Source organism: Novosphingobium sp. G106 (genome assembly GCF_019075875.1).
In the GTDB taxonomy this organism is placed as follows: Bacteria; Pseudomonadota; Alphaproteobacteria; order Sphingomonadales; family Sphingomonadaceae; genus Novosphingobium.
On sequence record NZ_JAHOOZ010000001.1, the window covers coordinates 5,128,556 to 5,140,778 of the forward strand.

Annotated in this window: 16 protein-coding genes and 1 pseudogene; 13 read left to right on the top strand and 4 right to left on the bottom strand. The window is 65.2% G+C overall.

Annotated features, from left to right (window positions below):
- Positions 1 to 17: 17 nt before the first annotated feature.
- The 3 genes from KRR38_RS24980 (at position 18) to KRR38_RS24990 (ending at position 2,306) form a co-directional block, all read left to right on the top strand.
- The gene (locus KRR38_RS24980) at positions 18 to 311 is read left to right on the top strand and encodes a hypothetical protein (protein WP_217406144.1); all 294 of its coding nucleotides are present in this window, start codon (positions 18 to 20) and stop codon (positions 309 to 311) included.
- 112 nt (positions 312 to 423) lie between these two features.
- Positions 424 to 1,959, top strand: a complete 1,536-nt coding sequence (locus KRR38_RS24985; RefSeq protein ID WP_217406145.1) for a hypothetical protein — start codon at positions 424 to 426, stop codon at positions 1,957 to 1,959.
- Positions 1,960 to 1,976: 17 nt separating this feature from the next.
- Positions 1,977 to 2,306 carry a Rieske 2Fe-2S domain-containing protein gene (locus tag KRR38_RS24990; RefSeq protein WP_217406146.1) on the top strand — a complete coding sequence of 110 codons (330 nt, stop codon included), beginning with the start codon at positions 1,977 to 1,979 and terminating at the stop codon, positions 2,304 to 2,306.
- 20 nt (positions 2,307 to 2,326) lie between these two features.
- Here KRR38_RS24990 and KRR38_RS24995 read toward each other — a convergent pair whose 3' ends face one another.
- On the bottom strand, positions 2,327 to 2,473 hold the full coding sequence (locus KRR38_RS24995) for a lmo0937 family membrane protein (protein ID WP_217406147.1): 147 nt from the start codon (positions 2,471 to 2,473) through the stop codon (positions 2,327 to 2,329).
- A 197-nt stretch (positions 2,474 to 2,670) separates the two neighbouring features.
- Here KRR38_RS24995 and KRR38_RS25000 point away from each other — a divergent pair, with 197 nt between their 5' ends.
- Both KRR38_RS25000 and KRR38_RS25005 read left to right on the top strand, forming a co-directional pair.
- Positions 2,671 to 3,225, top strand: coding sequence for a DUF3617 domain-containing protein (locus KRR38_RS25000; RefSeq protein ID WP_217406148.1), 555 nt, complete (start codon positions 2,671 to 2,673; stop codon positions 3,223 to 3,225).
- Positions 3,226 to 3,299: 74 nt separating this feature from the next.
- On the top strand, positions 3,300 to 4,043 hold the full coding sequence (locus tag KRR38_RS25005) for a triacylglycerol lipase (RefSeq protein WP_217406149.1): 744 nt from the start codon (positions 3,300 to 3,302) through the stop codon (positions 4,041 to 4,043).
- Positions 4,044 to 4,055: 12 nt separating this feature from the next.
- Here the strand turns inward: KRR38_RS25005 and KRR38_RS25010 are convergent, their stop codons facing one another.
- Positions 4,056 to 4,772 (bottom strand): hypothetical protein, encoded by a 717-nt coding sequence (locus KRR38_RS25010; RefSeq protein ID WP_217406150.1) that lies wholly within the window; start codon positions 4,770 to 4,772, stop codon positions 4,056 to 4,058.
- A gap of 123 nt (positions 4,773 to 4,895) precedes the next feature.
- Here KRR38_RS25010 and KRR38_RS25015 point away from each other — a divergent pair, with 123 nt between their 5' ends.
- The 6 genes from KRR38_RS25015 to KRR38_RS25040 all read left to right on the top strand — a co-directional run bounded on the left by KRR38_RS25015 (position 4,896) and on the right by KRR38_RS25040 (position 9,547).
- Positions 4,896 to 5,972: an LLM class flavin-dependent oxidoreductase gene (locus KRR38_RS25015; RefSeq protein ID WP_217406151.1), complete on the top strand. Its 1,077-nt coding sequence runs from the start codon at positions 4,896 to 4,898 to the stop codon at positions 5,970 to 5,972.
- Positions 5,973 to 5,983: 11 nt separating this feature from the next.
- The gene (locus tag KRR38_RS25020) at positions 5,984 to 7,576 is read left to right on the top strand and encodes a GMC family oxidoreductase (protein ID WP_217406152.1); all 1,593 of its coding nucleotides are present in this window, start codon (positions 5,984 to 5,986) and stop codon (positions 7,574 to 7,576) included.
- A 70-nt stretch (positions 7,577 to 7,646) separates the two neighbouring features.
- Complete coding sequence (locus KRR38_RS25025; protein WP_217406153.1) at positions 7,647 to 7,970, top strand: hypothetical protein; 324 nt, start codon at positions 7,647 to 7,649, stop codon at positions 7,968 to 7,970.
- 91 nt (positions 7,971 to 8,061) lie between these two features.
- Positions 8,062 to 8,703 (top strand): glutathione S-transferase family protein, encoded by a 642-nt coding sequence (locus KRR38_RS25030; RefSeq protein WP_217406154.1) that lies wholly within the window; start codon positions 8,062 to 8,064, stop codon positions 8,701 to 8,703.
- Positions 8,704 to 8,890: 187 nt separating this feature from the next.
- The gene (locus KRR38_RS25035) at positions 8,891 to 9,202 is read left to right on the top strand and encodes a hypothetical protein (protein WP_217406155.1); all 312 of its coding nucleotides are present in this window, start codon (positions 8,891 to 8,893) and stop codon (positions 9,200 to 9,202) included.
- A 6-nt stretch (positions 9,203 to 9,208) separates the two neighbouring features.
- Complete coding sequence (locus KRR38_RS25040; protein ID WP_217406156.1) at positions 9,209 to 9,547, top strand: hypothetical protein; 339 nt, start codon at positions 9,209 to 9,211, stop codon at positions 9,545 to 9,547.
- On the opposite strand, the pseudogene KRR38_RS25045 reads toward KRR38_RS25040, so the two are convergent.
- Positions 9,548 to 10,426 (bottom strand): annotated as a pseudogene (locus KRR38_RS25045) (YifB family Mg chelatase-like AAA ATPase); the annotation flags it as partial.
- A 179-nt stretch (positions 10,427 to 10,605) separates the two neighbouring features.
- Between KRR38_RS25045 and KRR38_RS25050 the strand changes: the two are divergent.
- Both KRR38_RS25050 and KRR38_RS25055 read left to right on the top strand, forming a co-directional pair.
- Positions 10,606 to 10,914 (top strand): MarR family winged helix-turn-helix transcriptional regulator, encoded by a 309-nt coding sequence (locus tag KRR38_RS25050; protein WP_217406157.1) that lies wholly within the window; start codon positions 10,606 to 10,608, stop codon positions 10,912 to 10,914.
- A gap of 629 nt (positions 10,915 to 11,543) precedes the next feature.
- Positions 11,544 to 11,909 (top strand): hypothetical protein, encoded by a 366-nt coding sequence (locus KRR38_RS25055; protein WP_217406158.1) that lies wholly within the window; start codon positions 11,544 to 11,546, stop codon positions 11,907 to 11,909.
- Here the strand turns inward: KRR38_RS25055 and KRR38_RS25060 are convergent.
- Entirely contained in the window at positions 11,882 to 12,121 is a 240-nt protein-coding gene (locus KRR38_RS25060) for a DUF6804 family protein (protein WP_217406159.1), read from the bottom strand. The genes KRR38_RS25055 and KRR38_RS25060 overlap by 28 nt on opposite strands.
- Positions 12,122 to 12,223 lie beyond the last annotated feature (102 nt).

A 12,223-nucleotide genomic window follows, 5' to 3' on the forward strand; every position in this document is an offset into this window, starting at 1 on the left:
CACCGCATAGGGTCGGCATGGATCAGAAAACTTTGCATCAGCTCCAGACGATCGGCGGCGATCTGTGTGCCTTGTGGACCGAAGCGGCCTCGGTGGTGTGGCTGCGTTCGAAGAAAATCGCCGAAGGCGGACCCGGGGCCATGGCGGAAGCCGGGCTAATGGTCAGCGAGAAGCTGGCGGCGAACCAGGAACTGCTCGGCAAGCTCGTGTCGGGCAAGCTAGGCAAGGATCCCTTGGCGGTCACAGCGAAGACGACACGCTATTTCCTCGACGGCGTGCGCGCCAACCGGCGGCGTCTGTCGCGCGGCTGAGCCCCAGAAATCCCCTGTCGACGAACGTCCCCGAATTGGACATGGATCGGGTTGCACGGCCGCCTGCTTGAGCTAAGACTTTCAGCGGGAGCAAAATAGGGGGAAGGGACGAATGCGTCTGGCATTCTGGCTGGCATTGCTTGCGCTGGTCCCGGGCACGGCGAAAGCCGAATGGCTGCAGGCTTCGAGCGTGCATTTCGTGGTCTATGCCAACGACAGCCAGGCCGATATCCGCAAGATTTCCGATCAGCTCGAACGCTATCACGCGGCAATGGCCTCGCTGGTCAGCGTCCAGCTTGCCCCGCCGAGCCCGTCCAATCGGGTGACGGTCTATGTCGTCAACGGCGAGGCGGAGGTCCGCAAGCTCTACGGCGAGGGCAGCAAATATATCGGCGCGTTCTATCTGCCGCGCGCCGGCGGATCGCTGGCGATCGTGCCGCGGGTGACGACGGGCAGCGGCGACCTCGAATACTCGATGATCGCGTTGCTGCATGAATATGCCCATCACTACATGATCTCGGCGAGCACCTTCCCGATGCAGCGCTGGTATTCGGAAGGCGGGGCGGAGTTCTTCGCGTCGGCCAGTTTTCGGTCCGACGGAGGCGTGGATGTCGGCAAGCCGGCTTTGCACCGAGCGGCCGAATTGCTCATCCCCGGTTTCGCGCGCGATGTGAAGGTGGCCGACCTGCTCGATCCGCCCGCCGCGAGCGCCAAACCGCGCGCGGGCTATGACGCGTTTTACGGCAAGAGTTGGCTGCTGTTCCATTACCTGACGTTCAACCAGGCGCGCGCGGGGCAGATGACGCACTATCTGCAACTGCTGGCCCAGGGCAAGAGTGCGCGCGAGGCGGGTCTGACGGCGTTCGGCGATTTCGACCAGCTCGAGCGCGAGCTCGACAGCTATCTCAACCGCTCACGCATGATGATGCTCAAACTCCCCGCCTCGATGCTCACGGTCGGGCCGATCGATGTCCGGCGCTTGAGCCCGGGCGAGGCGGCGATGATGCCAGTGCAGATCCGCTCGCGCCGCGGCGTCGATGATGAACAGGCCAAGGCGCTGCTCGTCGAGGCGCGCGCGGTCGCCGCCCGTTTCCCCGACGATCCGGCGGTGCAGGCGGCGCTGGCCGAGGCCGAGTACGATGCCGGCAACGACAAGGAAGCGATCGCCGCTGCCGACGCCGCGCTTGCCAAGGATCCGTCGCAGGTGAACGCCTATGTCCAGAAAGGCTATGCGATGTTTCGGATGGCAGCCCACGCGCCTGACGAAGCCGCGGCCTATGCGAAGGCGCGCGCGGTCTTCGTCGCGCTCAATCACCGTGAAAGCGATCATCCGCTGCCGCTGATCTACTATTACCGTAGTTTCGTCGAGCAGGGGAAGGAACCGACACCGCTGGCACTTCAGGGCCTGTCACGCGCCGCCCAACTCGCGCCGTTCGATCTCGGCTTGCGCATGACCCTGGCGATGGAGCAGATTCGGCACCACGAGGTCGCGGAAGCCCGACGCAGCTTAGGACCGGTCGCCTACAATCCGCATGGTGGCGGACTGGCGGAAGCGGCGCAGAGAGTGCTCGCGCGGCTCGACGCCGATCCCCAATGGGATGGCCGCGACGCGGCCTTGCTGACCGCCGGCTTGGACACGTCGGAATAGCAACGGAGGAACTTGCCATGGACTATGTGCGGGTAGCCGGAACGGGCGATGTCGCCGAAGGTCGGATCGTGCCGATCGAGGCAGGCGGGCGAAAGCTGCTGCTGGCGCGCGTCGGAGGCGCCTTTTACGCGGCGCAGCACAAGTGCCCGCACCTCGGCTTCAACCTCTGCCGCGGATCGCTCGACGGGGCGGCAGTGGTCTGCCCGCTGCACAAGGCCAAGTTCGACCTCGCTACCGGCGTGATCGAGCGCGATCCCAAGCTGCTGTTTCTGAGCATGAAGGCAAAGAGCGACCTCGCCGTCTATCCCGTGCGGGTCGAGGGCGAGGACGTCTTCGTCGGCGTCTAATCGGCGTTGCTGATTGCAGCCTAGGCTCTGGCGCGGCGGGCAAAATGCGCGATGAGCGCGATCACCGCGAAAACCAGCAGCAGGTGGATCAGCGCGCCGGTCACCTTGAAGGCGAAGGCCCCCAGCAGCCAGAGGACGATAAGGACGACGGCGATGCCAGCCAGCATGGTGGAAATTCCTCTCTAGGGGCGGCTCGCCTTACGGTGTCCGCGGGTTTCGTTGCTGCGGGGAAAACGGTCGAGCCGCGTGCCTGTTCCAGGCGGGACCAATGCAAGGGCTTGGCAGCGATATACTTTCGACGAAACACTTTGGCAGCGCTGCACCTGCCTGTTACCTTTTCGATCGACCCAGGGAGAAGATCCGTATGACCTCGTTCCGCGCCGCCGCGCTTGCTACCGCCGCCGTCCTTGCCGCCGTTTCGCTCGCCGCCTGCAAGAAGGAGGCAGTCGTCGCCAAGGACGAGAGCGTGGAATCGGTCGCCAAGAAGGTGGAAGCCGCTAATCTCAAGCCGGCGCCTGGCCGCTGGGAAGCCAGCATGAAGTTCGAGAAAATGGACATCCCCAACATGCCGCCGCAGGCGAAGGAGGCGATGAACAAGCAGATGAACGTTTCGCAGACCTTCGCCAGCTGCCTCACACCCGAAGAAGCCAACAAGCCCAACGGCAGCTTCTTCCAGAAGGGGGCGGAAAACTGCAAGTATGAGCACTTCGTCATGGCCGACGGCAAGATCGACGCGGCGATGGTCTGCAAGGAGCGCAATACCGAGGTCAAGATGACCATGGCCGGCAACTACAGCACCGATCAGTACGACATGCACGTCACGTCGCAGGGTGAAATGCAGCCGGGAATGCCCATGTCGGTGTCGATGTCTATTTCGGCGCGCCGCACGGGCGCCTGCAACGGGACCGAGAACAAGTGAACGCGCAGTCCGTGCCCATCGTTCAGCCGGTGTAAGGAAAGGACTGGTAACCGGGCCGGATGTCCACGACGACCATGATCGGAAATCTCCTCGGAGCACGCAAGGAACTGGCCCGGCGCACCGCGCTGGCGCGCCAGCCGCGTCCCGACGGGGTGAGTGGACCGCCGCTCAAGCTGCTGCTCGGTGAACTCGGCGCGCTGGCCGCCCGGCATCGCCCGGCCAAGCTCGACCGCCACGTCGCGCGCGACCCGCAACCGGTGATGCTGCTGCCCGGCTTCGGCGCCCACCCGGGCCGGATGCGGCGGATGCAGCTCGCGCTCGAGGCGGCGGGCCACACCGCCGACGACTGGGGGCTCGGCTTCAACCTCGGCCCGACGCAGGACAACTTCGTTTTCCTGATGCGCCGTGTGGGCGCCATGGCGCGGCTGCATGGCGAGCCCGTGGCGCTCGTCGGCTGGAGCCTCGGCGGCCTGTTTGCGCGCGAGATCGCACATCGCCAACCGGATTCGGTGCGCTGCGTCATTACCATGGGCACGCCGTTTTCGGGCGACCGCCGCGCCAACAACGCCTGGCGCGCCTATCAGCTCATTACCGGTCATCCGGTCGACGAGCCGCCGATCGAGTGCGAAAGCACCAAGCCCCCGGTGCCGACGATAGCCTTGTGGAGCCCGCGCGACGGCGTCGTCGCGCCGCGCTCGGCCTGCGGCTGGCCCGGCGAGCGCGACCGCGCTATCGCGGTGCGCTGCAACCACCTGCGTTTCCCCAGCGATCCCCGGGTAATCGCCGAAGTGCTGCGCCAGCTCGATTTCGACGATTGATCCCGGAGCAGGTTAGCGGGCAGGCGTTTCGAGCCGCCAGGGATTGACCGCAGGCGCGGCGCAGCGTTCCAGCGCGATCGGCGCCGGCCGTTGCAGGGTGAACTCGCCATCGGTGCGGATCTCGATCGCGCCCGAGGCCGACGTGCGCTGCTGCACGGTCACGCAATAGTCGCTCGCCTGGCCGAACAGCGCGCGGTATTGCTCGGGCGGCACGGGGATATGGGTTGCTTCGCCCGTGGCATAGGGATCGATCTCGATGGAATCGCGGCTACCCTTGCGGCCGTGGTCGACCGACTTGATCCGGTAGCTCGCCGGGCTGAACGGCGCCGACGACAACCCGAATTCCCACCAGTCCGCCATTCGCCAGGCCAGCCCGTCGAACAGGAAGCCGATCATGAACGGCAGGAACAGCACCGTCACGATCTTGCGGAACTTGCCGATCTCGCGGTCGCTAACGGCGACGATAATGCCGCAGGCCAGCCCCACTAGCGCGCCGAGCCCGCGCATGGCGTCGAGGAAGAACCGGTTGATCGGCGTGATCAGAGCCGTGCTCGACAAGGCCGCCTCGAGGGTGAACAGCGCAGCGATGGCCATGGCCAGCAATAGCCACGATCGTCCGCTCCAGGCTTTGTGCGATGACGCTGGCTCATGGGCATCGGGCGCGCCGATCGTGACCGGTCGCCGCGTTCCGGCCTGTCTCTGCCAGTCGAGTTCTTGCCGATCGTCCACGCGCAGTTGCCCCCTAGCCGCAGTCTAGCGATCGATCGGGACGGGACAATGGCATGCGCGTGACAGGGTTTGACTCTGCGTGCGCAACCGGCTGCATTGGCAGCAGAAATTGGAGAGATGGCGATGCTTGAAATCTGGCGCGCAGGCGGATCGAACACGGGCGCGACGCCTGAACTGGCGCGCGGCGTTGAGGCCGAGGGCTGGGACGGCCAGATGTTCATGGACTCGCAGTCGCTCTCGGCCGATCCCTATGCGCAGATGGGCGCCTGGGCGGCCTGGACCGATCGGCTCAAGCTCTCGCCCGGGGTGACAAATCCCTTCACCCGCAACCTCGCCGTCTCGGCCGCGTCAATCGCGACGATCCAGGCGATTTCGCAGGGTCGCGCGGTCATGGGCATCGGCCGCGGCGATTCGGCGCTGGCCTACCTCGGCTATGCACCGGTGAAGCTCGCCTGGTTCGAGAAGTCGCTGGAAACGCTGCAGGCGCTGCTGAGCGGCGAGGAAGTGCCCTTCGCCGATAGCGGCTCGACCACTGGCGCGGCGCCGTCGCACGAAGGGCTCTCGCTCGGTGCCCGGCCCGAGGGCGTTAGGCTGCGCTGGCTCTCGCAGGGGTCGGCCAAAGGCCTGCCCAAGGTCCCGCTCGACGTCGCCGCGACCGGCCCCAAGGTGATCGCCATGGCCGCGCGGATCGCCGAGCGCATCACCTTCAGCGTCGGCGCCGAGATCGAGCGGATGGAATGGGCGCTGGGCGTAGCGCGCGAAGCCGAGCCGACGCCGCGGTCCTATGGCGCGCAGCTCGTCGTCGTCTGCCATCCCGACCCGGAAACGGCGATGGAAGTCGCGATGCACATGGCACCGCCGCTCGCGCGCTTTCAAGTAATCCAGGGCAAGACCGTCGGTCCGGCAGACGCTGCCATGGCCGAGAACATGGACGCGATCAAAACCGGCTACGACATGCGCAAGCACGGCGTGCACGATTCGCAGGAACGGCTGATCGGCAGCAGCCTGACGCCGGACTTCGTCAAACGCTTCGCCATCGTCGGTTCGCCCGATCATTGCACCGAGAGGCTGCTCGCACTGCGCAAAGTCGGGCTCGAGCGGCTTGTCGTGGTGGGGCCGGGCTTCTATCCGCCCGAATGGGGTGAAGCCGGCAAGCTGTTCGCGAGAGAGGTCATCCCGGCGCTGCGCGCGGCGGGCTAAGGGGGGGAATAATGGACGATACCGCGGACTACGTGATTGCGGGCGGCGGCAGCGCGGGCTGCGTGCTGGCCAACCGGCTTTCGGAAAATCCGGCCATGCGCGTCGTGCTGCTCGAAGCGGGCGGCAGCGCGGACGGCTTCATGAACCGGATGCCCGCGGGCGGCATGAAGATGATGTTCGGCGAGAACGACTGGCAGCACCTGACCGAGCCCGACCCCTCGCTCAACGGCCGGCGGGTGCCGTGGAATGCGGGCAAGTTGCTTGGCGGCGGCTCGTCGATCAACGGCATGATCTATATCCGCGGTGACAAGTCCGACTACGACGAGTGGCAGCAGGAACTGGGCTGCACCGGCTGGGGCTGGAACGACGTGCTGCCCTACTTCAAGAAGTCCGAAGGCTTCACGGGAGAGCCGGACCAGACTCATTCGGCGATGGGCCCGCTCGGCGTCAGCAAGCCGAAAATGCAGCATCCGCTGGCCAAGGTCTTTGTCGACGGCTGCGAGGAATATGGCCTGCGCCGGGTCGAGGACTATTGCGCGGGCGACGTCGACGGCGCCTTCCTGATGCTCACCACGCAGGCAGACGGCCAGCGTTCGAGCACGGCGCGGGCCTTCCTGGAAGAGGCGATGCTGCGGCCGAACCTCACCGTCGTCACCGGCGCACTGGTCGACAAGGTGCTGATCGAAAATGGTCGCGCTGTGGGTGTGCAGTACAGCCAGAGCGGCGAGGTCAAGACGATCGCCGCGCGGCGCGAGGTAATCGTCAGCGCCGGAGCGGTCTGCTCGCCCGCGGTGCTGATGCGCTCGGGCATCGGTCCGGCCGACCACCTGAAGTCGCTCGGTATCGAAGTGAAGGTCGATGCGCCCGAGGTCGGCCAGAACCTGCAGGAGCACGCGAGCTTCCATTCGACCTTCCAGGTCACCGGCCGCACCTACAACCAGATGATGAAGCCGCTGACCCTGGCGCGCGAGTTCCTGCGCTATGTCCTGCTCAAGGACGGGTTGATGACGATCATCCCGGTCGAGGCGATGGCCTATCTGCGTTCGAAGCCCGATCTGGACTTCCCCGACGTCAAGCTGTCGTTCGGGCTGATGTGCTACGACATGGCCAAGCGCAAGCCGCACCACCTGCCGGGCGTCACCGTCTATTGTAACGTCGCCAAGCCCAAAAGCCGCGGCGAGATCCGCCTCAAGAGCACCAATGCTGCCGACAAGCCGGTGATCGACCACCGCCTGATCGGCCACCCCGAAGACATGGCTGCGATGATCAGCGGCGCCAAGCAGGTGCAGGAGATCTTCAAGACGCCGGCGCTGTCGCAGGTTACCGTGGGCCGTTTCACGCCCGAGCCGCTGCCGATGACCGACGCGGAGTGGGAGCAGCGCATCCGCAACGAAAGCGGCATCGGCTACCATCCGGTCGGCACCTGCCGGATGGGTGGCGATGCCGGGTCGGTGGTCGATCCGCGGCTGCGCGTGCGCGGCATTGCCGGTCTGCGCGTCGCCGATGCCTCGATCATGCCGATCATGCCCGCGGCGAACACCAATGCGCCGGCGATCATGATCGGCGAGAAGGCGGCCGACATGATTGCCAAGGACGCCATCTGACGCGAACGTGCAAAAGGAACCTTAGCGCGTGCCGCTCATTATGAGTTTCACGCAAATGGAGGGAGAACCCATGCGAAAGACCTGGATTATCGCTCTGTCGCTGAGCGCGGGCCTGGCTCTGGCCGCCTGCTCGCAGCAGACGCAGGAGAACGCCGACAAGACCGTCGACTCGGCTGCGACCGATGCCGGAGCGGCAGCGAGCAACGCCGTCGGGGATGCCGCCCAGGCGGCGGGCAAAGCGGCCGATCAGGGCGCCACGGCGATCAGCGCGGCAGCCGACAAGGCCGCAGCTGCTGCAGAGAAGGCTGCGGACACGGCCGGCGACAAGATCGAGGAAGGCGCGACCAAGGCCAAGGCGCGCATCCACGAGGAAACCGCGCCCGACAAGCACTAAGACCTCGATCGCGGGGACGGTTTGCCCGCACGGTCATTCCTGCGCTGAACGCGATCGGCTAGATGCCGTTCAAGTAGCGCAGGAGCGATCCATGGTCACCGTCCACCACCTCTCCAATTCGCATTCTCACGTCGTGCTCTGGCTGATGGAGGAGCTCGGCCTGTCCTACGAGTTGGTGCAGCACCGGCGCGAGGCCAACGGCCGTTCGCCCGACAGCCTGCGGGCGATCCATCCCGCAGCCAAGTCACCGACGATCGAGGACAATGGCATTGCCATGGTCGAATCGACCGGCGTGCTGCTCTACCTGCTCGAAACCTACGGCGAAGGCCGTTTGCGCCCCGCGCCGGGCACGGCCGACGCAATGCGCTTCTTTCAGTGGCTGACCTATATCGAAGGCTCGGCCAAAGGCCCGACGCTGCAGTTCATCCGTCTCGCCATGGGGCCGGCCGACGATGCCACCCGAACGATGGTCGAACAGATGGCCGCCGCGGCGCTCGGCCAGATCGAAACGGCGCTCGAAGGCGTGGAGACGATCGTCCACAGCCAGTTCACCGCGGCCGACATCCAGCTCGCCTTCCTCGAGGAACTGCTCGAAGGCCTCGGCCAGATCGGCAACTGGCCGAACATGCAGGCGCACTTGGAGCGCATGCGCCGGCGCGACGCTTACAAGCGCGCCGAGGCCAAGGGCGGGGCGGTCGGGCTCAAGCAACTGTTCAGCGGCTTGGCGCGGTAGAACACGCCGCAAGATCCTTAGGGAATAGGTGCTAGGGAACGCGCAGCGCGATCCTCGGCCGATCGCTGCACGAACCCAAGGAAAAGATGTGTCGCACAGCAGCCTCGATCTAGAATGCGATCGGCTCTCACAAGCCATAGACCGCGCCGAGTTCGGTCGGCTGCAGTGGGCAAAGAACGAAGGGCCGATGCTGGCCCGATTGGTGGAGCTTGCTCACGCCGCATTGGAGGAGCGCTCCGAATTCGCGCTGGCCGACGAAGGTTCCACCAGCGAAGCCAAGCGCTTCGTCCTGAAGGTGCACAACAGCCGCGTCGTGGCGATCACCATTTCCCTGAATGGCGGCCGGCCGATGGTTCAGGCTGGCGAGATCGAGCGAAGTCCCTACAGGTTGTCGGAGGGACCCCCGCTGTCGGCCGATTTTCAGCAAGTTGACGATGCCTGGATGGCGTCGACGCTTCAGGAATTGTTCGGCCGCGTCCAGTTCCAAAGCCGCGACTAGGCCTGGATGAGCGATATCGCGATACGATTTGACGGCCTGCTGCTCGCTGCAGCGATCGCTTTCTCAATGCTCGTATTCGCGATCATCTCTGCCTTGGGTCTGGTCCTGACGGCTTTTGCCAAGACCCAAAAGGCGGATCGCCTCTATCAGGCGAAGGCTGCCGCGGTGCTGGCCGGTTTCAGTTTTCTCTGCCTTGTTGCGGTGCTCGCCTACATGGAGGCGGGATCGCCGTGGATGTCGTCGGTCGACTGGATCGACTGGATCACGTTGCCCTGGGCGATCTCTTTTGTGTTCAGCTTGGCATGGTTGCTGCGTGTTCGCAGAGGCGCGGGCAAACCCTCCTGATCATGCCCGGGGCGCTTGCCGTCGGTAGCTGAGCGCCTCGGCCACGTGGATGCGCCCCACCGTTTCCGTGCCCGCCAGATCCGCCACGGTCCGTGCGACGCGCAGCATGCGGGTATAGCCGCGCGCCGATAGCCGCATCGCGTCGGCGGCCTGGAGCAGGAGCTTTCGGCCGGCATCGTCGGGCGTGGCGAACCGTTCGAGCGCTGCGCCGTCGAGCTCGGCATTGGTGCGTGCGCCGGTGGCGTCGTATCGTGCGGTCTGGAGCGCGCGGGCGGCGGCTACCCGGGCCGCCACTTGCGCCGATCCCTCGCTGGGCGGCGGCAGCGCAAGATCGGCGGCGCTGACGGGGTCCACTTCGACGTGGAGGTCGATGCGGTCGAGCATCGGGCCGGAGACCTTGCTCTGGTAGTCGGCGGCGCAGCGCGGCGCGCGGCTGCAGCCTAGCGCCGGATCGCCGAGATGGCCGCAGCGGCAGGGGTTCATCGCCGCGATCAGCTGGACCCGCGCGGGGAAGGTGACGTGGGCATTGGCCCGCGCCACGGTGACCTCGCCGGTCTCGAGCGGCTGGCGCAGCGAATCGAGTACGGCCCGCTGGAATTCGGGCAGTTCGTCGAGGAACAGCACGCCCAGATGCGCGAGGCTGACTTCGCCGGGCCGGACTTTGAGCCCGCCGCCGGTCAACGCCGCCATCGAGGCCGAATGGTGCGGCGCGCGGTAGGGCCGTGCGCGACTGATGCGGCCATCGACCAGCGTGCCCGCGACCGAGGCGACCATGGAGGATTCGAGCGCGTCGGCCGGGGTCAATTCGGGCAGGATGCCGGGCAGGCAGCTTGCCAGCAGCGACTTGCCCGCGCCGGGCGGGCCGATCATCAGCAGATGCGGGACACAAGACCTCTCTTGTTGCCAAATGTACGCATGGCTTGCGGGAGGTGCGACAGGGCCCGATTAGAGCGGTAGTTTCATTGTTAGGGGAAAGTGCGGTGTTGGAAGCTGAGCTGGAATATTCGCGCCGTGCTACGCACATAGTGGCGTGCATGCAGGCCGCGATGACCCGGAGGATGTCCGCACTGAAGGCGTCCGTCTTCCTCAAGGTTGCACTGAAGGAAGGGCAGAGCATACGAGAAATCGCCAGTGCCGTGGATGCCAGTCCATCTACGGTTTCAAGGCTCTTGTTGGACATGGGGCAGGTCGATCGCAACGGAGACCCTGGCAACGGGCTGATAGAGGTGCGTCGTGACCCGCTGAACTCCACCATTTCTCGTCAGTTCCTGACGGCCAAGGGGCGGCAACTACGCCAGGATATTGCGAGAATTGTAGATGGGGAGGCGGCAACTGGAATGTCGTCGCCGCTTTCGGTGGGGCCATAGGTGGCGTACATTGGGGAACCGTCAGTTGCCGGGAGAACCGGAGATGATCGAGTGGGCGGACACCTTCGAAGACCAGCTCAAGGCCATGAGTGACCGAGAGCTGCTTGAGGCTGTGCGGAAGGGACCGGAGCGGACGGGGCGGACTGCCCACGATGCGTATCTTGCGGAGGCCGAGCGGCGCGGCTTGGACCTTTAGCCTGGAATACAGGCTCGCCAGTGACGCTTGAGGTCCCAAGGCCGGCTCTCGCCTCCTGTGGGCGAACTAACCCGCCTCCGCGCTTGTCCAAATGCTCGATGGTGTGCGAATAGATGCGCGGGGGGCGTGGGCACATGGAAATCTTCGTAATCATATGGGTCCTGATGGGGGTCGCGGGTGCGGTTGTCCTGTCAAACAAGGGGCGCAGTGGTTGCGCCGGGTTCGCTCTGGGGTTCTTGCTCGGCCCGATCGGACTTCTCATCGCGTTGGTGATGAGTACGGACCACCGTGCACTCGAAAAGCAAACGCTTCAAAGTGGTGGGGGACGGAAATGCCCTCAGTGCGCAGAAATCATCCGACCGGAGGCGAAAAAATGTCGGTTCTGCGGGAGCGATGTGCCGCCTCTGCCGGGACCAGTTGATGCCAGCAGCCCTTGGGACAACGGGTAGCGTGGTCCAGGCGCATCCTGGAGGTCTCCGATCCGACCTATCGCCGTGACGGGCAGCGAAAGCTACTTTCCGAACGCTTCGCCCACTGCGCCAGCGATGATGGCAACGAGCACGATAACGGTGCCGACTTTGGCTATCTGGATTGCCATGTATCCTGCGAACTCTCGGTGCTCGCCATCGCCATTGTCCGGAGGCATCTGAAGCGATCGATCGACGACCGGCAGGGTCTCTCGCTCAGGTTGTCCGCGCTCTCTTCGCCTGAAGCGCTCCACGACAACGGCAGCCGCAGCCAGGAAGTTGAATATGGCGTGGACGCCTTTGCTCATCGTAATGATGAAGACGGGATGTAGATCAGCGCGAGGAAGGCGAACGTCCAGCCCGGCGCCGCGCGTCCCGCCCGGAAGTAGAAGTAGGCCATGTAGGCTGAGTACCCGGTGACGATCAGCCGCAGGAATTGGTAGTAGCCGTAGGGCAGGTCAAGGACTGCAAGGACGCACGCAATCGAAACGGCCCAGGAAAGCCAACCCGGCGGCAATGGGGTAGCCCGTTCTGAATGTTGCATTTCGCCCTCCGTTGCTGCGCTCCTCTATTCGATGGCCGGCGTCTGGCAAGGGACTTGCTGTGACGGATTGGCCCGACTTGGCGGTTAGCCGAGATGGCCCCT

What these genes read in the sequence shown, in the direction of transcription:
- KRR38_RS24995 (WP_217406147.1), bottom strand. Translation starts at nt 2,473, where the DNA reads ATGCTGGCTGGCATCGCCGTCGTCCTTATCGTCCTCTGGCTGCTGGGG.
- KRR38_RS25020 (WP_217406152.1), top strand. Translation starts at nt 5,984, where the DNA reads ATGGACGATACCGCGGACTACGTGATTGCGGGCGGCGGCAGCGCGGGC.
- KRR38_RS25035 (WP_217406155.1), top strand. Translation starts at nt 8,891, where the DNA reads ATGCTGGCCCGATTGGTGGAGCTTGCTCACGCCGCATTGGAGGAGCGC.
- KRR38_RS25040 (WP_217406156.1), top strand. Translation starts at nt 9,209, where the DNA reads ATGAGCGATATCGCGATACGATTTGACGGCCTGCTGCTCGCTGCAGCG.
- KRR38_RS25015 (WP_217406151.1), top strand. Translation starts at nt 4,896, where the DNA reads ATGCTTGAAATCTGGCGCGCAGGCGGATCGAACACGGGCGCGACGCCT.
- KRR38_RS25050 (WP_217406157.1), top strand. Translation starts at nt 10,606, where the DNA reads ATGTCCGCACTGAAGGCGTCCGTCTTCCTCAAGGTTGCACTGAAGGAA.
- KRR38_RS25030 (WP_217406154.1), top strand. Translation starts at nt 8,062, where the DNA reads ATGGTCACCGTCCACCACCTCTCCAATTCGCATTCTCACGTCGTGCTC.
- KRR38_RS25000 (WP_217406148.1), top strand. Translation starts at nt 2,671, where the DNA reads ATGACCTCGTTCCGCGCCGCCGCGCTTGCTACCGCCGCCGTCCTTGCC.
- KRR38_RS24980 (WP_217406144.1), top strand. Translation starts at nt 18, where the DNA reads ATGGATCAGAAAACTTTGCATCAGCTCCAGACGATCGGCGGCGATCTG.
- KRR38_RS25060 (WP_217406159.1), bottom strand. Translation starts at nt 12,121, where the DNA reads ATGCAACATTCAGAACGGGCTACCCCATTGCCGCCGGGTTGGCTTTCC.
- KRR38_RS24985 (WP_217406145.1), top strand. Translation starts at nt 424, where the DNA reads ATGCGTCTGGCATTCTGGCTGGCATTGCTTGCGCTGGTCCCGGGCACG.
- KRR38_RS25025 (WP_217406153.1), top strand. Translation starts at nt 7,647, where the DNA reads ATGCGAAAGACCTGGATTATCGCTCTGTCGCTGAGCGCGGGCCTGGCT.
- KRR38_RS25005 (WP_217406149.1), top strand. Translation starts at nt 3,300, where the DNA reads ATGATCGGAAATCTCCTCGGAGCACGCAAGGAACTGGCCCGGCGCACC.
- KRR38_RS24990 (WP_217406146.1), top strand. Translation starts at nt 1,977, where the DNA reads ATGGACTATGTGCGGGTAGCCGGAACGGGCGATGTCGCCGAAGGTCGG.